The 17,001-nt window shown below is 70.8% G+C and carries 17 protein-coding genes; 6 read left to right on the top strand and 11 right to left on the bottom strand.

The window, feature by feature from the left end; translation table 11 throughout:
- The first annotated feature begins 95 nt into the window (after positions 1-95).
- The gene (locus AMYNI_RS0104845; RefSeq protein WP_157357251.1) at positions 96-1,181 is read left to right on the top strand and encodes a hypothetical protein; all 1,086 of its coding nucleotides are present in this window, start codon (positions 96-98) and stop codon (positions 1,179-1,181) included.
- Between the two features lie 71 nt (positions 1,182-1,252).
- Here the strand turns inward: AMYNI_RS0104845 and paaE are convergent, their stop codons facing one another.
- From paaE to AMYNI_RS0104885, 8 genes are all read right to left on the bottom strand, one after another.
- Complete coding sequence (gene paaE, locus AMYNI_RS0104850; protein ID WP_020666855.1) at positions 1,253-2,341, bottom strand: 1,2-phenylacetyl-CoA epoxidase subunit PaaE; 1,089 nt, start codon at positions 2,339-2,341, stop codon at positions 1,253-1,255.
- 1 nt (position 2,342) lies between these two features.
- Positions 2,343-2,846, bottom strand: coding sequence for a 1,2-phenylacetyl-CoA epoxidase subunit PaaD (gene paaD, locus AMYNI_RS0104855; protein ID WP_020666856.1), 504 nt, complete (start codon positions 2,844-2,846; stop codon positions 2,343-2,345).
- On the bottom strand, positions 2,843-3,709 hold the full coding sequence (paaC, locus tag AMYNI_RS0104860; protein ID WP_020666857.1) for a 1,2-phenylacetyl-CoA epoxidase subunit PaaC: 867 nt from the start codon (positions 3,707-3,709) through the stop codon (positions 2,843-2,845). The genes paaD and paaC overlap by 4 nt, the downstream gene beginning before the upstream one ends.
- A 14-nt stretch (positions 3,710-3,723) precedes the next feature.
- Positions 3,724-4,002 carry a 1,2-phenylacetyl-CoA epoxidase subunit PaaB gene (gene paaB, locus AMYNI_RS0104865; protein WP_020666858.1) on the bottom strand — a complete coding sequence of 93 codons (279 nt, stop codon included), beginning with the start codon at positions 4,000-4,002 and terminating at the stop codon, positions 3,724-3,726.
- Entirely contained in the window at positions 3,999-4,946 is a 948-nt protein-coding gene (gene paaA / locus AMYNI_RS0104870) for a 1,2-phenylacetyl-CoA epoxidase subunit PaaA (protein ID WP_020666859.1), read from the bottom strand. The genes paaB and paaA overlap by 4 nt, the downstream gene beginning before the upstream one ends.
- A complete protein-coding gene (paaZ, locus tag AMYNI_RS0104875) occupies positions 4,943-6,973 on the bottom strand; it encodes a phenylacetic acid degradation bifunctional protein PaaZ (RefSeq protein ID WP_020666860.1) in 2,031 nt (676 codons plus the stop codon). The genes paaA and paaZ overlap by 4 nt, the downstream gene beginning before the upstream one ends.
- Before the next feature lie 149 nt (positions 6,974-7,122).
- Positions 7,123-8,367 carry a cytochrome P450 gene (locus tag AMYNI_RS0104880; RefSeq protein ID WP_020666861.1) on the bottom strand — a complete coding sequence of 415 codons (1,245 nt, stop codon included), beginning with the start codon at positions 8,365-8,367 and terminating at the stop codon, positions 7,123-7,125.
- A gap of 92 nt (positions 8,368-8,459) precedes the next feature.
- On the bottom strand, positions 8,460-9,323 hold the full coding sequence (locus AMYNI_RS0104885; protein ID WP_020666862.1) for a 3-hydroxyacyl-CoA dehydrogenase family protein: 864 nt from the start codon (positions 9,321-9,323) through the stop codon (positions 8,460-8,462).
- 119 nt (positions 9,324-9,442) lie between these two features.
- Between AMYNI_RS0104885 and paaI the strand changes: the two genes are divergently transcribed.
- Genes paaI through AMYNI_RS0104900 form a run of 3 tightly spaced genes read left to right on the top strand, consistent with a single transcriptional unit; the run spans position 9,443 to position 11,741 of the window.
- Positions 9,443-9,835, top strand: a complete 393-nt coding sequence (gene paaI / locus AMYNI_RS0104890) for a hydroxyphenylacetyl-CoA thioesterase PaaI (protein ID WP_020666863.1) — start codon at positions 9,443-9,445, stop codon at positions 9,833-9,835.
- Positions 9,832-11,145 carry a phenylacetate--CoA ligase PaaK gene (gene paaK, locus AMYNI_RS0104895; protein WP_020666864.1) on the top strand — a complete coding sequence of 438 codons (1,314 nt, stop codon included), beginning with the start codon at positions 9,832-9,834 and terminating at the stop codon, positions 11,143-11,145. Before paaI ends, paaK begins: the two co-directional genes overlap by 4 nt.
- The gene (locus AMYNI_RS0104900; RefSeq protein WP_020666865.1) at positions 11,142-11,741 is read left to right on the top strand and encodes a TetR/AcrR family transcriptional regulator; all 600 of its coding nucleotides are present in this window, start codon (positions 11,142-11,144) and stop codon (positions 11,739-11,741) included. The genes paaK and AMYNI_RS0104900 overlap by 4 nt, the downstream gene beginning before the upstream one ends.
- A 28-nt stretch (positions 11,742-11,769) precedes the next feature.
- On the opposite strand, the gene AMYNI_RS0104905 is transcribed toward AMYNI_RS0104900, so the two are convergent.
- Positions 11,770-12,057 (bottom strand): hypothetical protein, encoded by a 288-nt coding sequence (locus tag AMYNI_RS0104905; protein ID WP_040406503.1) that lies wholly within the window; start codon positions 12,055-12,057, stop codon positions 11,770-11,772.
- A 67-nt stretch (positions 12,058-12,124) separates the two neighbouring features.
- Entirely contained in the window at positions 12,125-13,177 is a 1,053-nt protein-coding gene (locus AMYNI_RS0104910) for an AraC family transcriptional regulator (protein ID WP_020666867.1), read from the bottom strand.
- Positions 13,178-13,268: 91 nt separating this feature from the next.
- On the opposite strand from AMYNI_RS0104910, the gene AMYNI_RS0104915 reads away from it, so the two are divergent.
- Both AMYNI_RS0104915 and AMYNI_RS0104920 read left to right on the top strand, forming a co-directional pair.
- Positions 13,269-14,750 (top strand): flavin-containing monooxygenase, encoded by a 1,482-nt coding sequence (locus AMYNI_RS0104915; protein WP_020666868.1) that lies wholly within the window; start codon positions 13,269-13,271, stop codon positions 14,748-14,750.
- Positions 14,747-16,456: a GMC family oxidoreductase N-terminal domain-containing protein gene (locus AMYNI_RS0104920; RefSeq protein ID WP_020666869.1), complete on the top strand. Its 1,710-nt coding sequence runs from the start codon at positions 14,747-14,749 to the stop codon at positions 16,454-16,456. Before AMYNI_RS0104915 ends, AMYNI_RS0104920 begins: the two co-directional genes overlap by 4 nt.
- Here the strand turns inward: AMYNI_RS0104920 and AMYNI_RS0104925 are convergent.
- Positions 16,453-16,932 carry a CGNR zinc finger domain-containing protein gene (locus AMYNI_RS0104925; RefSeq protein WP_020666870.1) on the bottom strand — a complete coding sequence of 160 codons (480 nt, stop codon included), beginning with the start codon at positions 16,930-16,932 and terminating at the stop codon, positions 16,453-16,455. The two genes, AMYNI_RS0104920 and AMYNI_RS0104925, sit on opposite strands and share 4 nt — an antisense overlap.
- Positions 16,933-17,001 lie beyond the last annotated feature (69 nt).

A 17,001-nucleotide genomic window follows, 5' to 3' on the forward strand; every position in this document is an offset into this window, starting at 1 on the left:
TCGATGGCAACCAGGCGGGCCGGCTGATCGTGCTGTTGCCAGGGGCGTGCTGCGGGGCGCATCGCCGAGGGAATGCCCGTTACCTGGAGGGGATCATGAAACGAGTGCTGGCCGTTGCCGCCTGCGGCCTCTTGCTCAGCCCGGCGATCGCGGAGGCGGGGGTGCCGGTGCCCACCGCGTTCGAGGTCGTCGAATCGCCGGCGCTGCCCGGCGGCACCGACCTCAGCGGGGTCGCGACGCTCGGCGAGGACCAGGCGTGGACCGTGGGCCGGGCGGAAACCGGCACCCTGATCGAGCACTGGGACCAGAAGGCGTGGAGCGTCGCGGACGCACCGCTGGCCCGCCGGGTCACGCTGAACGGGGTGGCCGCGGTGAGCACCACCGACCTCTGGGCGGTCGGCACCGACCCCGGTGTCTACCCCAACCCGAACTTCGGCACCGTGTTGCACAGCGACGGCGGCCCGTGGTCGCTGGTGCCCACCGGCGAACCGCTCAGCGGGGTGGAGTTCCAGGCGGTGACCACGGCCGGCGCGGACGAGCTGTGGGCGGTGGGCATCCGGGTGAACGGGCCCAATGCCAACCCGGTCGTGCTGCACCGCGCCGGGGACACCTGGACGACCACGGACCTGCCGAACGCCGCGGGCACCACCATCGGCCGCTTCACCTCGGTCGCGGCGACCGGTGCGGATGACGTCTGGGCGACCGGCTGGACCAGCCGCAGCGGCGGCAACATCCCGCTGCTGGCGCACTGGGACGGCACGAGCTGGACGTCGCTGGACATCACCGGACTGCCGGGCCGGATCGACAAGGGCATCGCCGTGGCCGCGTTGCCGGACGGGCGGGTCTGGCTGGCCGGTCAGCACAACGAGACGAACAGCGTGGTCCGCCCGGTCGTCCAGCTCTGGGACGGCCACCGCTGGACCGTGCTGCCCGATCTTCCCGCGGACTCCGTGACGACTTCGGTGACCGGGCTGGCCGTCGACCGGGAAGGCCGCGCGTGGCTCAGCGGCGGCTACGGCGACACCCCGGTCTTCACGCACTGGGACGGCATCCAGTGGAACCCGGTAGCCGCACCCGGCCGCGGCTACCCCCGGGCCATCGCGACCACGCCCAGCGGCGCCACCACCTGGGCCGTCATGCTGAGCGCCGGCGCCCCCGTCATCCTCCGCAGCACCCGCTGATCCCAGTCCGTGAAGGCCACCTTGCCTACCTTGAAGGTAGGCAAGGTGGCCTTCACGGACAGCGGGGAGAGTCAGGAGTCGTAGTCGACGGTGAGGGTGGGGGTCAGGGGCAGGGACTGGCAGGTGAGCACGAAACCAGCGTCCACTTCGGACTGTTCGAGGGCGAAGTTGCGGCGCATCTCCACCTTGCCGTCGGTGACCTTGGCCCGGCAGGTGCCGCAGACCCCGCCCTTGCAGGCGAACGGCAGGTCCGGCCTGGACCGCTGCGCGCCGTCCAGCACGGGCTGGTCCACCGGCAGCGCCATCGTGCTCGCCCTGCCGTCCAGCAGCACGGTGACCTCGCTGGTCGCCCCCTCGATCCGGGCCTCCTCGTGCCGCACCGGGGCCGGCGGGAGATCGTCCACATAGAACAGTTCCTGGTGCACCAGCGAAGACGGCACACCGAGCCCGCTCAGCACGTCCTGGGCGTCGGTGACCATGCCGTACGGCCCGCACAGCCACCAGTGCGCCACCTCGGGCACCGGCACCAGCGCGGCCAGCAGCTCGCGCAGTTTCGCCGCGTCCAACCGCCCGGTGAACAGCTCCGCTTCACGCGGCTCGCGGGAGAGCACGTGCACCAGCTCCAGCCTGCTCGGGCAGGAGTCCTTCAGATCCGCCAGCTCGTCCGCGAACATCACCGTGGCGGCCCGCCGGTTGCCGTAGAGCACGGTGACCGTGATCTCCGGGTTCCGCAGCAGCGAAGCGGCGATGGACAGCACCGGGGTGATCCCGGAGCCGGCCGCGATCAGCACGTGGTGCCCCGGGGTCTCGGTGTCCGGCACGAAGTTCCCGGTCGGCCCCTGCACCTCGACCTCGTCCCCCGGCCGCAGCTCGTGCACCAGCCAACTGGAGAACAGCCCGCCGGGCACCTCGCGCACCCCGATCCGCGGCGCGGCACCGGCCGGCGCGCAGATCGAGTACGACCGCCGCTCCTCGCGGCCGTCCACCCGGCGCCGCAGGGTCAGCGACTGCCCCGGCGCGAACCGGAACTCGTCGGCCAGCTCGGCCGGCACGTCGAAGGTGACCGCGACCGCGTCCTCGCACAGCCGCGCGATCCCGGCGACCCGCAGCGGATGGAAACCGGTGCGGCGCCGGGTGCCCGCGGTGCTGGTAACGGTCACGTCAGTGCTCCTTGAAGTGCTCGAAGGGTTCCGTGCAGCCCCGGCAGCGCCGCAGCGCCTTGCAGGCGGTACCGCTGAACGCGGACAGCAGCTCGGTCTCCGCCGAACCGCACCGCGGGCAGGCCACCCGCGACGGCGGCGCGTGCAGGGTCAGCGGGACCGGCCCACCGCCACGGCGCGGCACCTCCCCCGGTGGCGCGATGCCGGCCTCGGCCAGCTTCCGCCGCCCGGCCTCGGTGATCCACCCGGTGCTCCAGGCCGGCCGCAGCACGGTCCGCACCTCGACCTCGCGGTACCCCGCGGCGAGCAGCGCGTGCTCCAGGTCGTCGCGCATGGTGTCCATCGCCGGGCAGCCGCTGTAGGTCGGCGTGATGGACACGGTCACCGCGGCGCCGGACTCCTCGACCGCGCGCAGCACGCCGAGCTCGGCCAGCGTCACCATCGGCAGCTCCGGGTCGGTGACCGTCTCGGCCACCGCCAGCGCGCCGCGCAGCACCGGGCTCACCACGTGGCCCCCGGATGGGCCCGCGGCACGCTCTGCAGGGTGGCCAGCAGCTCCGCCATCGCCTCGGTGTGCGTGCCGTCGCGGCCGAGCGGGCCCGCCCCGCCCCTCGCCTTCGGACGGTCCAAAGTGGCCAGTGGCAGCACCTTGCCGAGCACCTCGTCGAACTCCGCCCACAGCACGGACGGGTCCACCGCCACCCCGGTCAGCCGCAGCTCGATCGGGTGCGGGGTGAACAGTTCGCCGACGAACGGCCACACCGCGGCCAGCCCGTCGCGCATCCGCTCGCGCGAGAACTCGGTGCCGTCCCCGAGCCGCAGCGTCCACTGCGCCGCGTAGTCCCGGTGGTAGGTGAGCTCCTTGACGCCCTTGTCCGCGATCGCCGCGAGCACCGGGTCGCGCGAGGTCACCAGCCTGCCCAGCAGCGCCAGCCGCCAGGTGGAGAACACCAGCAGCCTGGCGATCACCCCGGCGAAGTCGGCGTCGGTCTGCTCGGCCAGCCGGACGTTGCGGAACTCGTGTTCGGCGCGGAAGAAGGCCAGCTCGTCCTCGCCGCGCCCGGCGCCCTCGGCCCGGCCGGCCCTGGCCAGCAGCAGCCGCGCCTGGCCGAGCAGGTCGAGGCCGATGTTGGCCAGCGCCACCTCTTCCTCCAGCTCGGGCGCGCGGGTGATCCACTCCTGCAGCCGGTGCGACATGACCAGCGCGTCGTCCCCGAGCATCAGGCAGTAGGCCGCCAGCTCGTCACCGTCCACTCCGGACGGAATTGTGGTGTCCACTCCGGACAGCGGCTCGGCGAACCCGGTGCCGAACGCCCAGCGGGAGTCGTTCTCTTCGGTGATCGCCTCGTAGGCGTTGTCAAAGGACACGGCAGCTCATTCCCCTAGATATGCGGCACATTCTCGGGAATCTCGTAGAACGTGGGGTGCCGGTACACCTTGTCCGCGCTTGGCGCGAAGAACGGGTCCTTCTCGTCCGGGCTGGAGGCGGTGATGTCGGCCGCCCTGACCACCCAGATGCTCACCCCTTCGTTGCGCCGGGTGTAGAGGTCGCGGGCGTTGCGCAGCGCCATGTCGTCGTCCGCCGCGTGCAGCGAGCCGACGTGCACATGGTTCAGTCCCCGCTTCCCGCGGACGAAGACCTCGTACAACGGCCAGCTCATCGGTTCCTCGCCTCCTGTTTCGCCGCGTACGCACTCGCCGCGGCACGGACCCATTCGCCGTCCTCGTGCGCCCGGCGCCGGTTCGTGATTCGCTCGGCGTTGCACGGGCCGTTGCCCTTGAGCACTTCCTTGAACTCGGCCCAGTCGATCTCGCCGAAGTCGTAGTGCCCGCGCGCACCGTTCCACCTCAGCTCGGGGTCGGGGAAGCGCACGCCCAGCGCCTCGGCCTGCGGCACCGACATATCGACAAACCGCTGGCGCAGCTCGTCGTTGGTGTGCCGCTTGATCTTCCAGGCCATCGACTGCTCGGTGTTGGTGGAGTCCGCGTCCGGCGGGCCGAACATCATCAGCGACGGCCACCACCAGCGGTCCACCGCATCCTGCACCATCTCCCGCTGCCCGGCGGTGCCGCGCATCATGGTCATCAGCAGCTCGAAGCCCTGCCGCTGGTGGAAGGACTCCTCCTTGCAGATCCGGATCATCGCCCGCGCGTACGGCCCGTAGGAGCTGCGGCACAGCGGGACCTGGTTGCAGATCGCCGCCCCGTCCACCAGCCAGCCGATCACGCCGACGTCGGCAAAGGTCAGCGACGGGTAGTTGAAGATCGACGAGTACTTCTGCCTGCCGTTGATCAGCCGTTCAGTGAGGTCCCCGCGGTCGGCGCCCAGCGTCTCCGCCGCGGAGTACAGGTACAGTCCGTGGCCCGCCTCGTCCTGCACCTTCGCCAGCAGGATCGCCTTGCGCCGCAGCGAAGGCGCCCTGGTGATCCAGGTGCCCTCCGGCTGCATGCCGATGATCTCGGAATGCGCGTGCTGCGCGATCTGCCGGATCATCGTCTTGCGGTAGCCGTCGGGCACCCAGTCCCTCGGCTCGATCCGCTGGTCGCGCTCGATGGTGTGCTGGAAATGCCGTTCCAGGCTCACTTCGGAGATCGTCGACGTCACGGTTGCTCCTTCGCCACCAGGGTCAGCAGGTCGTACTTGGCCACGGACTCACCTTCGCCGTTGACCACGTCGGCGTCCCAGCGCACCTCGCCGTACTCGGCGTTCTCGCGCGGGGTGATCTGCTTCGCGGTGAGCGTGACGGTGAGCGAGTCGCCCGGTTTGACCGGGGTGAGGAAGCGCAGGTTCTCCAGGCCGTAGTTGGCCAGCACCGGCCCTGGCTCCGGCGAGACGAACAGCCCCGCCGCGAACGAGAGCACCAGGTAACCGTGCGCCACGATGCCGCCGAAGAGCTCGTTCTTCGCGGCCGCCTCGGGATCGGTGTGCGCGTAGAAGGTGTCCCCGGTGAACTCGGCGAAATGGTCCACGTCCTGCTGCGTGACGGTACGCGGGCCGGCCACCACCGAGTCGCCGATCTTCAGCTCCGCCAAGGACTTCCTGAACGGGTGCGTCCCCTCGGTCCGCGGTGCGCCGCTGACCCAGCGGCCGGTGACCGCGGTCAGCACCTTCGGGCTGCCCTGCACCGCGGTGCGCTGCATGTGGTGCAGCACCCCGCGGATGCCGCCCATCTCTTCACCGCCGCCGGCCCTGCCGGGACCGCCGTGCACCAGCTGCGGCATCGGGGAGCCGTGCCCGGTGGACTCCTTGGCGTCGTCGGCGTCGAGCACCAGCAGCCTGCCGTGCCACGGCGCCACGCCCAGCACCACTTCGCGGGCGAACTCCGCGTCGCCGGTGACCACCGAACCGGCCAGGCTGCCCTGGCCGCGGGCGGCCAGCTCGATCACCTGCGCGGTGGACTCGTACGGCAGCAGGGTGGACACCGGCCCGAAAGCCTCCACCTCGTGCGGCTCGGCCCGGTCCGGGTCGTCCGCGCGCAGCAGCACCGGCGAGAGGAACGCGCCGCGCTCGGCGTCCGCGTCCACCACCTCGACCCGCTCGGGGTCGCCGAAGACCACCTTCCCCGCGGCCAGCAGCGCCTTCAGCGAACGGCGCACCTCTTCCCGCTGCTCCAGGCTGGCCAGCGCGCCCATCCGGACGCCTTCGGTGCCGGGGTTGCCGACGCTGACCTTTTGCAGCCGCGCGGCGGCCGCCTCCGCCACGTCGTCCATCAGCCCGGCCGGCACGAAGGCGCGCCGGATCGCGGTGCACTTCTGCCCCGCCTTCACCGTCATCTCGGTGACCAGCTGCTTGACGAACAGGTCGAACTCCGCGGTGCCCTTGACCGCGTCCGGGCCGAGGATCGAGCAGTTCAGCGAGTCGGCCTCGGCGTTGAACCGGACCGAGTTGCGCACGATCACCGGGTGCGCGCGCAGCCGCTGCGCGGTGGACGCGGAACCGGTGAACGACACCAGGTCCTGGCCGGTGACGTGGTCGAGCAGGTCACCCGCGCTACCGCAGACGAACTGCAGCGAGCCCTCGGGCAGCAGCCCGGAGGAGATGATCAGCTCGACCAGCTTCTCGGTCAGGTAGGCGGTCTGGCTGGCCGGCTTGACCAGGCTCGGCACCCCGGCCAGGAACGCCGGCGCGAACTTCTCCAGCGGGCCCCAGACCGGGAAGTTGAACGCATTGATCTGGACCGCGACCCCCCGCAGCGGGGTGGCGATGTGCTGGGCGAGGAAGGTGCCGCCCTTGCTCAGCGGCTCCACCGCGCCCTCGACGTACACGGTGTCGTTGGGCAGCTCGCGCTTTCCCTTGCTGCTGTAGGCGAACAGCACGCCGATGCCACCGTCCACATCGAACTTCGAGTCGCCGAGGGTGGCGCCGGTGCGCGCGGAGAGCGCGTACAGCTCGTCACGGTGCTCGCGCAGGTGCGACGCGAGCGCCTTGAGCAGCGCGGCGCGCTGGTGGAAGGTCAGCTCGCGCAGCGCCGGGCCGCCGACCCGCCTGCCGTACTCCAGCGCGGCGGCCATGTCGACGCCCGCCGAGGAGATGCTCGCGACCACTTCGCCGGTCACCGCGTCGTGCAGGGGCGCGCCCTCGTCCGCCGGGGTGTGCCAGGCACCGGAGACGTAACTGCGCAGCAAGACCATCGAGCCGACCTCCCGGGATGAATTACCAACCGTGCGTTCAGTAATTATCCTAACCCGGCTGCCCTGCTCCGCACACCCCAGCACGGCAAATAGCCGGCTTTTCGCCCCCACACCGAAGGGCAAAAAGCCGGCTATTTGCCGGTAGGGGGTCAGGGCCAGCGGAGTGGGAGGTGGGTGATGCCGTTGATGAAGTTCGAGGTCAGGTGGCGCACCTCGCCGTCGAGACGCACCTCGGGCAGCAGGGTGAGCAGCTCGCGGAAGAAGATCCGCAGCTGCAGCCGGCCGAACTGGGCGCCGAGGCACTGGTGCGGCCCCTGCCCGAAGGCGAGATGGTCGTTCGGGTGCCTTGCCACGTCGAACCGGTACGGCTCGTCGAACGCGCGCTCGTCGTAGTGCGCCGACGCGTGGTAGACCACCACCTTGTCCCCCGCCTTGATCTGCGCGTCGGCGAGCTGCACGTCCCTGGTCGCGGTGCGCCGGAAGGTGAGCACCGGCGGATGCCAGCGCAGCATCTCCTCCACCGCCGTGGGCAGCAGTCGCAGGTCGGCCCGCAGCCGGCGGTACTGCTCGGGATGCTCGAGCAGCGCCAGCACCCCGCCGGGCAGCGCGCTGCGCACGGTGTCGTTGCCGGCGACCACCACCAGGAAGAAGAACATCTCCAGCTCGGCGTCATCGAGCGCGCGCCCGTCCACAGACGCCTGCACCAACGCGGTCATCAGGTCGTCCGCCGGGTGCGCGCGCTTGTGCTCGGCCAGCCGCTGGGCGTAGTCGAACATGTCGCGCAGCATCGCCGGGGACCGCGGGTTCACCGGCTTCCCGTGCTGGTCGCGCACGATCTCCGCGTGTTCCGGGTCCTGGTAGCCGATCACCCGGTTGGTCCAGTGCAGCAGCAGGCCGCGGTCCTCCGCCGGGACGCCGAGCAGGTCGGCCAGGTTCTGCAGCGGGAAGTCGTCGGTCACCTCCACCGGCAGGTCGCAGTGCCCGCGGCCGGCCACCGCCGAGAGCAGCGCCCTGGCCCGGTCGGCGATCTGCCCGGCGAACCGTTCCAGCCGCCGCCGGGTGAACACCGCCGACACCAGCCGGCGCAGCCGGTTGTGCTCGGGCGGGTCCATGTTCAGCATCATCCGGCGGATGAACGCCAGATCCTCGGGCTCCGGGTCGCGGATCTGGGTGGCGCCGAGCGCGGAGGAGAACACCTCCGGGGTCCGCAGCACCTCCTTGACGTGCGCGTGCCTGGTCACCGCCCAGAAACCGGGCCCACCGGGCCAGTCGTCCACCTCGTGCTCCACCTGCCAATACACCGGCATGTTGTCCCGCAGCACGCGGAACTCCCGGTGCGGCAGGCCGCGGGCGAAAACCTGTGGGTCGAAGACATCGAGAGTCGTCAGGATCATCTGGTCCGCTCCAGTGCTCGCCGCTCACAATCCAAAGAACCGAGAGTGAAGCAGGCCACACTGGCTGTCAACGGGAGTGATTCGCTTCCGGTTCAGTCCCAGCGGTAGAAACCCTTGCCACTCTTACGGCCCAGTTCCCCGGCGGCGACCTTGTCCCGCAGCAGCCGCGGTGGCGCGAACCGGTCACCGAGGGTGCGGTGCAGGTACTCCGCGATGGCAAGGCGCACGTCCAGCCCGACCAGATCGGTGGAGCGCAACGGCCCCATCGGGTGCCGGTAGCCCAGTTCCATCGCCCGATCGATGGATTCCGCGTCGGCCACTTCCTCCTCCAGCATCCGGATCGCCTCCAGGCCGAGCAGCACCCCGAGCCTGCTGGTGGCGAACCCCGGCGAGTCGCGGACGACCACCTTTTCCTTGCCGAGCGCGCCGACCCAGCCGAGCACCCGCTGCATGGTCCGGTCCGAGGTCTGACCGCCCACCACCACTTCGACCAGCGCCGACGCCGGCACCGGATTGAAGAAGTGCATGCCGAGGAAGTTCGCCGGACGCGCCAGTGCCGCGGCCAGCTCGCCGATGGACAGCGAGCTGGTGTTGCTGGCCAGCACGGCGTCCTCGCCGACGGCCCGCTCGGCCGCGGTCAGCACGGCCACCTTGAGCTCGGCCCGTTCCGGCACCGCCTCCACCACCAGCTCGGTGCCGGCCTCCAACGCGACCGGGTCGGTGATCAGCCGGACCCGTTCCAGCACGGCTTCGGGCTCGCCGTCCAGCTTGCCGCGTTCGGCGGCCCGGCGCAGCCCGGTCAGCACCCGGTCGCGGGCGACGTCCGCGGCCGCGTCGTCGCTCTCCAGCACGGACACCGCCGAACCGGCCGCGGCGAACACCTGCGCGATACCGGCGCCCATCCGGCCACCACCGAGGACGCCGACGGTCGCCGGGGTCGTGCCGAGCTCGCTCATGATTCTCTCCTCTTGACACCGGGTTGGGCGGTACCTTTACTTGCCGACACACTATTAACCGTCCATTCGGTCAGTTGGCAAGGCGGAGGAAGCCCGTGGCACGCAACGCCGCACACGCTATGTTCGACGTGGACGAGGCATCCAGGGCGCTGGGCATCGAGCTGGTCGAGGCGGCGGACGGGCACGCGGTGGCCAGGATGCGGGTGACCCCCGCCATGGTCAACGGGCATTCGATCACCCACGGCGGCTACGTGTTCCTGCTCGCCGACACCACCTTCGCCTGCGCCTGCAACAGCCACGGTCCGGTGGCCGTCGCCGCCGGGGCGGAGATCTCGTTCGTGGCGGCCTCCCGGCTCGGCGACGAGCTGGTGGCCACCGCCGAGGAGCGCACCCGGTACGGGCGCAGCGGGATCTACGACGTGACGGTCCGCCGTGGCGGCGCGGCCGGTGCGGTGATCGCCGAGTTCCGCGGCCGCAGCCGCGTCATCCAGCGAGAACAGGACACCGAGTGAGCGACAGCACCGACACCGCCGAGTCCGCCGAGTCCGCCGAGTCACTGAGCGCGGACGAGCTGCACGCGCTGCAACTGGAACGTCTGCAATGGACACTCCGGCACGCGTACCGGAACGTGCCTTGCTACACCAGGAAGTTCGACGAGGCCGGGGTGCACCCGGACGACTGCCGAGAGCTGGCGGACCTGGCGAAGTTCCCCACCACCACCAAGCAGGACCTGCGCGAGAACTACCCGTTCGGCATGTTCGCGGTGCCGGAGTCCGAGGTCAGCCGGATCCACGCGTCCAGCGGCACCACCGGGCAGTCGACCGTGGTCGGCTACACCGCGGCCGACCTGGACGTCTGGGCGACCGTGATGGCCAGGTCCATCCGCGCGGCCGGCGGGCGGCCCGGCCACAAGGTGCACGTGGCCTACGGCTACGGCCTGTTCACCGGCGGGCTCGGCGCGCACTACGGCGCCGAGAAGCTGGGCTGCACGGTGATCCCGGCCTCCGGTGGGATGACGGCGCGGCAGGTGCGGCTGATCACCGACTTCCGGCCCGAGGTGATCATGGTGACGCCCTCGTACATGCTCACCCTGCTCGACGAGTTCGAGCGCCAGTGCATCGATCCCGCGGCGAGTTCGCTGCGGGTGGGCATCTTCGGCGCGGAACCGTGGACCGAGCGGATGCGCGCCGAAATCGAAGGCAGGGCGAACCTGGACGCGGTGGACATCTACGGCCTGTCCGAGGTGATGGGGCCAGGGGTCGCGCAGGAGTGCGTGGAGACCAAGGACGGCCTGCACATCTGGGAGGACCACTTCTACCCCGAGGTGATCGACCCGTTCACCGATCAGGTGGCCGCGCCCGGCGAGCAGGGCGAGTTGCTGTTCACCTCGCTGACCAAGCAGGCGATGCCGGTCATCCGGTACCGCACCAGGGACCTGACCAGGCTGCTGCCCGGCACCGCGCGGCCCGCGTTCCGGCGGATGGAGAAGGTCACCGGCCGGACCGACGACATGATCATCCTGCGCGGGGTGAACGTGTTCCCCACCCAGATCGAGGAGATCGTGCTGCGCACCGAAGGGCTGGCGCCGCACTTCCAGCTGGTGCGGTCCACGAAGGGCAGGATGGAGCAGCTCACCGTGCACGTGGAGGCGCGCGCGGACACCCCGGCCGGGCGCCGGGCGGCCGCCGCGGCCGAGCTGGTCGCCGGGGTCAAGGACGGGGTCGGCGTGACAGTGGAGGTCGCGGTGCTCGACCCGGACACCCTGGAACGCTCGCTTGGCAAGATGCGGCGGGTGCTCGACCAGCGGGACGGCCGGAGTTGACCGAGCCGAAGCAGGCCCGGCGCGGGCGCCCCGGCTACGACCTGGAGTCCCTGTTGCAGGTCGCGGTGAAGCTGTTCAACGAACGCGGCTACGACGGCACCAGCATGGAGGACCTGGCCAGGAAGCTGGGCATCACCAAGTCCGCCATCTACCACCACGTGCGCAGCAAGGACGAGCTGCTGCGGCTGGCGGTGGACCGCGCGCTGGACGGCCTGTTCGAGGTGGCCGCCGAGGCGGAGGCCGCGCCGGGGCCGGCGATCGACCGGCTGGAGCTGCTGGTGCGCGGCAGTATCGGGGTGCTCACCGAGCGGCTGCCGTTCGTCACCCTGCTGCTGCGCGTGCGCGGCAACACGAAGGTGGAGCGCGCCGCGCTGGCCCGCCGCCGCGAGTTCGACCGGTTCGTCACCGACCTGGTCAAGCAGGCCGAGGCGGAGGGCGACGTGCGCCCGGACGTCGACCCGGCGCTGACCAGCAGGCTGCTGTTCGGCACGGTGAACTCGCTGATCGAGTGGTACCGCCCGCGTCGCGGCTCCAGCGGCGCCGAACTCGCCGACGCGGTCTGCAAAATCGCCTTCGACGGCCTCCGCCGCTCGTGAGTGAAAAGTGTTGCCCCAGCAACGTTTTTCACTCACGACCGTCGACCTGCGGGCGAGGTTTGCCGGACTGCCAGAGCAAAGCGTTGCGCAGCAACTGGATCACGCGCTCGTCGTCGGCCTCGGTTGGCTCGGTGCCGATCGGCAGCCATTTCTCCGCGACCTTCTCCCCGTCGTCGTAGCTGGTGATCAGAATGCCCGAGTAGGTCAGCGTGACCTGTTCCCCCGCCGAGGTTTCGATCACCACCTGCCGGTGGTCCAGGTTCAGGCCCACCGTCCGCCCTCCGGTTGGCCTGGCTTCGCCGCTCGAGCTGTCCATCATCACTGCCCTGCCCCCACGAAGCGCCATCCCTCTTGCCCTCCTTTCGCCGGAGAGCCCCAGGTGGTTACCGCGGAGTTGTCCCGTTTCGGCAACGATCGCCGCGCACATAGGCCGCCGGGGTGACGCCCTTCCACCGTTTGAACGCGTAGATGAAGCTCGACGCCTCCGCATAGCCCAGCCGGATCGCGACATCCTCGACGGACAGCGCGCCGGTCGCGAGCATCTCCTCGGCCAGCGCCTGGCGCACCTCGTCCACCAGCGCGCGGTAGCTGGTGCCCGCGTCCTCCAGCCGCCGGCGCAGGGTCCGCGGGCTCATCCCCAGCCGCCTGGCCACGTCGTCCATCCCGGCCGCCACCCCGCCGACCCGGACCAGCCGTTCCCGCACCTCGTGCGCGATCCCGCTGCGAGCCCGGCGCCGGGTGACCAGCTCGCGGCAGTGCGCCTCGCAGATCGCCACGGTGTGCTCGTTCGCCTGCGGCAGCGGATGGTCCAGGTAGGCCGCGTCGATCGTGCTGACGTTGTCCGCGGCCCCGAACGACGGCCGCACCCCGAAGGTCTCCAGGTATCCGTCCACAGAGGACGGTTCCGCGTGCCGGAACCGCACCGCCCGCAACGGAACCTCCGGCAATAGGTCGAGCAGCACCGTGTAGATCGCGGCGAGGTCGCGCAGCACCAGGAACTCCGCGACGTCCGACGGCACCCGTTCGTCCCGCATCGACACCACGATCTCGTCCCCGGACAGCTCCACGTGCGGGATGCAGAAGGTGAAGCTGAGGTCGAGGTAGCGCAACGCGAAACGCATCGTGTCGCCGAGCGTCGGGCTGCTGATGCAGGCGAAACCGAAGATGCCGAAGGTGGTCACGTGGTACCGGCGGCCCAGCTCCAGCGCCACCGCCGGGGCGCCGAGGCCGCCGGCCAGGTTCCGCACCACGGCCAGCTCCTGCCTGGCGTCCACCTGCAGCTCCGGGTCGTGCAGATCGCGCTCGGCCAGGCCGGAGCCCGCCAGCGCGCGGTCCGCCGGCATCCCCCGCTCGCCCGCGAACTTCGCCATCAGCAGGATGCTGCCCGCGCTGCGCGCGAAGTCCCAGTCACGTACCACGGGCGCGGCGAACTCCATGGGTCCGGATTATTGATCGACTGGCCGGAAATCTCAATTCGATGGCCGCGAGGGTCTTCAGCCAGGCCGCTCCCGGACGTACCGTCTGTGCATGAGCAGCCCCTCGATCCTGATCGCCGGCAGCGGGTTCGGTGGCATCGCCGTGGCGATCGAGCTCAAGCGAGCCGGTTTCCACCAGTTCACCCTGCTGGAGAAGGCGGCCGAGATCGGCGGCGTCTGGCGGGAGAACACCTACCCCGGCGCGGCCTGCGACGTGCCGTCGCCGTACTACTCGCTGTCCTACGAGCCGAACCCGGCCTGGCCGACCAGGTACTCGCTCCAGGCGGACATTCACGCGTACATGAAGCACGTGGTGGAAAAGTACGATCTGGCCCGGCACATCCGGTTCGGCGCGGAGGTGGTCGGCGCCGCCTTCGAGCGGGAGACAGCGAGCTGGCGGGTTCGCACCGCGGACGGCGCCGAGCACGTCGCGAACGTCTTCGTGCCGGCGCTCGGCCAGCTCTCCCGCCCGGTCCGGCCGGACATCCCCGGCCGGGAGACCTTCGCCGGGCCGGCCTTCCACTCCGCCGAATGGGCACACGGCTGCGAACTCGCCGGGAAGCGGGTCGCGGTGATCGGCACCGGCGCCAGCGCGATCCAGTTCGTGCCGAAGATCCAGCCCGAGGTCGCCCGGCTGACCCTGTTCCAGCGCGCCGCGCCCTATGTCGTGCCCAAGCCGGATCGCGAGTACAGCGGCTGGCAGCGGCGGCTGTTCCGGGCCCTGCCGCCCGCGCAGTCGCTGGAGCGGCTGTTGTTCTGGAGCGCCGGCGAGCTGTCGGTGTTCGGGCTGAACGGCAACAAGAAGGTCGCCGGGCTGATCGGCTGGATCGCCAGGAAGCACCTCGACCGCCAGGTCGCAGACCCCGCGCTGCGCGCCAAGCTGACCCCCGACTACCCGATCGGCTGCAAGCGGGTGCTCTTCGCGAACGACTACTACCCCGCCGTCACCCAGTCCAATGTAGACGTTCAAACCGGGGCGATCGCCGAGATCACCCCCGGCGGGGTGCGCACCGCGGACGACATCGAGCATCCGGCCGACGTGCTCGTCTACGGCACCGGGTTCGCGGCCACCGACTTCCTCGGCGGACTGGACGTCCGCGGCCTGGACGGAAGGGAGCTGAAGGACGCCTGGGCCGGCGGCGCCCGCGCCTACCTCGGACTGACCGTGCCCGGATTCCCCAACCTGTTCTGCGTGTACGGCCCCAACACCAACCTCGGCTCCGGCTCGATCATCTACATGATCGAACGCCAGGCGTCCTACATCCGGCAGGCGGTGGAGCACCTCTCCGCCACCGCACCGTCCTATCTGGACGTTCGGGCGGAGGTGGAACGGGACTACGACGAGGAGATCCAGGGCCGTCTCGCGCACAGCGTGTGGACCCTGTGCTCGTCCTGGTACCGCCAGGCCAACGGCAGGGTGCCGACCAACTGGCCGGGCACGGTCTCCGAATACGACCGCCGCACCAAGATCCTCGCCCTCACCGACTACCGCACGGTCACCGTGCCGGGCGTGGCGAAGGCGGCGCTCCGGTGACCGGGTCCGACGGTGCTTTCGATTACGACGTGCTGGTGATCGGCTCCGGCTTCGGCGGCAGCGTCACCGCGCTGCGGCTGACCGAGAAGGGCTACCGGGTCGGGGTGCTCGAAAGCGGCCGCAGGTTCGCCGACCACGAGTTCGCGAAAACCTCCTGGCGACTGCGGAAGTACCTGTGGGCCCCGAAACTGGGCTGCTTCGGGATTCAGCGGATGACCCTGCTGAAGAACACCTTCATCATGAGCGGCGCCGGGGTCGGCGGCGGTTCGCTGGTCTACGCGAACACCCTCTACGAACCCCCGGCGGAGTTCTACGCGGACCCGCAGTGGGCCGGCATCACCGACTGGAAGTCCGAGCTGGCGCCGTACTACGACCAGGCGAAGCGGATGCTCGGGGTGACCGAGAACCCGTTGACCACGGAACCGGACCGGGTCCTGCGCGAGGTGGCCGACGACCTCGGTGTCGGCCACACCTACCGGCGCACCCCGGTCGGCGTGTACTTCGGCGACGAGAGCACCAGGCCCGGCGAGCAGGCGCCCGACCCGTTCTTCGGCGGCGCCGGACCGGACCGGCGCGCCTGCACGCACTGCGGCGAATGCCTGACCGGCTGCCGGGTCGGCGCCAAGAACACCACCGTGCGGAACTACCTCCACCTTGCCGAACGCGCCGGCGCGCGGGTGCATCCGCTGACCACCGCGACCACGGTCCGCCCGGTGCCCGGCGGCTACGCGGTGCAGACCGAACGGACCGGGCGCTGGCTGCGCAAGCGGCGCCGGGTGCACACCGCCGAACAGGTGGTGTTCTCCGCCGCCGCCCTCGGCACCCAGCGGCTGTTGCACCGGCAGCGGGACAACGGCACCCTGCCGCGTCTTTCGCCCCGGCTCGGCATGCTGGCCAGGACCAACTCGGAGGCCGTGCTCGCGGTCAAGGCCAGGCGCGGCGGCACCGACTACACCCCGGGCGTGGCGATCACCTCGTCCATCCACCCGGACCCGGTCACGCACGTGGAACCGGTGCGGTACGGCAAGGGCAGCAACCTGCTCGGCCTGCTGGCCACCGTGCTGGTGGACGCCGAGCCCGGCCGCCGGCGCTGGGCGCTGGGCCTGCGGGAGCTGGCGAAACAGTGGCGGGACCTGGTCCGCGTGCACAGCCCGCGCCGGTTCTCCGAGCGGATGATCGGGCTGCTGGTGATGCAGACCCTGAACAACTCGGTCAGCACCTACACCCGCCGCGGCCCGTTCGGCCGCCGGATGACCACCCGCCAGGGCATCGGCGAGCCGAGCCCGGACTGGGTGCCCGCCGGGCACGACGTGGCCCGCCGAGTCGCCGCGAAGATCGACGGCATCCCGCAGGGCGCCTGGACCGACCTGTTCAACATCCCGATCACCGGCCACTTCATCGGCGGCTGCCCGATCGGCGACTCCCCGGAGACCGGGGTGGTGGACGCCTACCAGCGGCTCTACGGTCATCCCGGGCTGCACGTGGTGGACGGTTCGGCGATCTCCGCCAACCTGGGCGTCAACCCGTCGCTCACCATCACCGCCCAGTCCGAGCGGGCGATGGCGTTCTGGCCCAACAAGGGCGAACACGACGAACGCCCGCCGCTCGGCGCGCCGTACCGCGCGATCCGCCCGGTCGCCCCGAAGAACCCCGCCGTCCCCGACGGTGTCCCCGGCACCCTCCGCCTCCCCCTTTTCCCGGCCTAGCGGGTGCGTTCGTAGTGGCGGCGTGCCTTTTCGCGGTTGCCGCAGACGGCCATCGAGCACCAGCGGGCGCGGTTGGCGCGGCTGCGGTCGAGCAGGAACAGCCGGCACTCGTCGTTGGCGCAGGGGCGAAGCCGGCCGGGTAGCCGCTTCTCGGTGGCGGCCCAGGCGAGGACCACCTCGACGGCAAGCCGGGCGTGCGGTGGCGTCTTGACTGTCCACTGAAGACCGTCCGAAGTGAACTCCGGGATCTGGTGGACCCCTTCGAGCAGCGGGCGCAACGCGGCGGGCGGACTTTCTCCCCGCACTACGTCCCGCAGTGCGTCCCGCGCCGCGCGCAGCAAGGCCAGTTCCGCGAGGCTGCCTTCGCCGCCGTGCTCCCGCGCCCAGCGCCTGCCCGCGGCCGGCTCGCCGAGCGCGTCCCGTTCCTCGCCGTCGACCCGCGGCCTGCTGTTGAGCAGGTCCAGCAGCGTGTCCATCAGCCGTCGCTCTCCCTCTAACCAGATCGAACCCTTTGACAGGTTAGCCCACTTCGTGCTTGCATGGCC

Origin of the sequence: Amycolatopsis nigrescens CSC17Ta-90 (assembly GCF_000384315.1) — a bacterium.
GTDB lineage: Bacteria > Actinomycetota > Actinomycetes > Mycobacteriales > Pseudonocardiaceae > Amycolatopsis > Amycolatopsis nigrescens.

Coding starts and splice junctions, on each gene's coding strand:
- paaB (WP_020666858.1), bottom strand. CDS start 4,002: ATGAGCTGGCCGTTGTACGAGGTCTTCGTCCGCGGGAAGCGGGGACTG.
- AMYNI_RS0104905 (WP_040406503.1), bottom strand. CDS start 12,057: ATGGACAGCTCGAGCGGCGAAGCCAGGCCAACCGGAGGGCGGACGGTG.
- AMYNI_RS0104915 (WP_020666868.1), top strand. CDS start 13,269: ATGAGCAGCCCCTCGATCCTGATCGCCGGCAGCGGGTTCGGTGGCATC.
- AMYNI_RS0104910 (WP_020666867.1), bottom strand. CDS start 13,177: ATGGAGTTCGCCGCGCCCGTGGTACGTGACTGGGACTTCGCGCGCAGC.
- AMYNI_RS0104880 (WP_020666861.1), bottom strand. CDS start 8,367: ATGATCCTGACGACTCTCGATGTCTTCGACCCACAGGTTTTCGCCCGC.
- AMYNI_RS0104885 (WP_020666862.1), bottom strand. CDS start 9,323: ATGAGCGAGCTCGGCACGACCCCGGCGACCGTCGGCGTCCTCGGTGGT.
- AMYNI_RS0104845 (WP_157357251.1), top strand. CDS start 96: ATGAAACGAGTGCTGGCCGTTGCCGCCTGCGGCCTCTTGCTCAGCCCG.
- paaZ (WP_020666860.1), bottom strand. CDS start 6,973: ATGGTCTTGCTGCGCAGTTACGTCTCCGGTGCCTGGCACACCCCGGCG.
- paaI (WP_020666863.1), top strand. CDS start 9,443: ATGTTCGACGTGGACGAGGCATCCAGGGCGCTGGGCATCGAGCTGGTC.
- AMYNI_RS0104925 (WP_020666870.1), bottom strand. CDS start 16,932: ATGGACACGCTGCTGGACCTGCTCAACAGCAGGCCGCGGGTCGACGGC.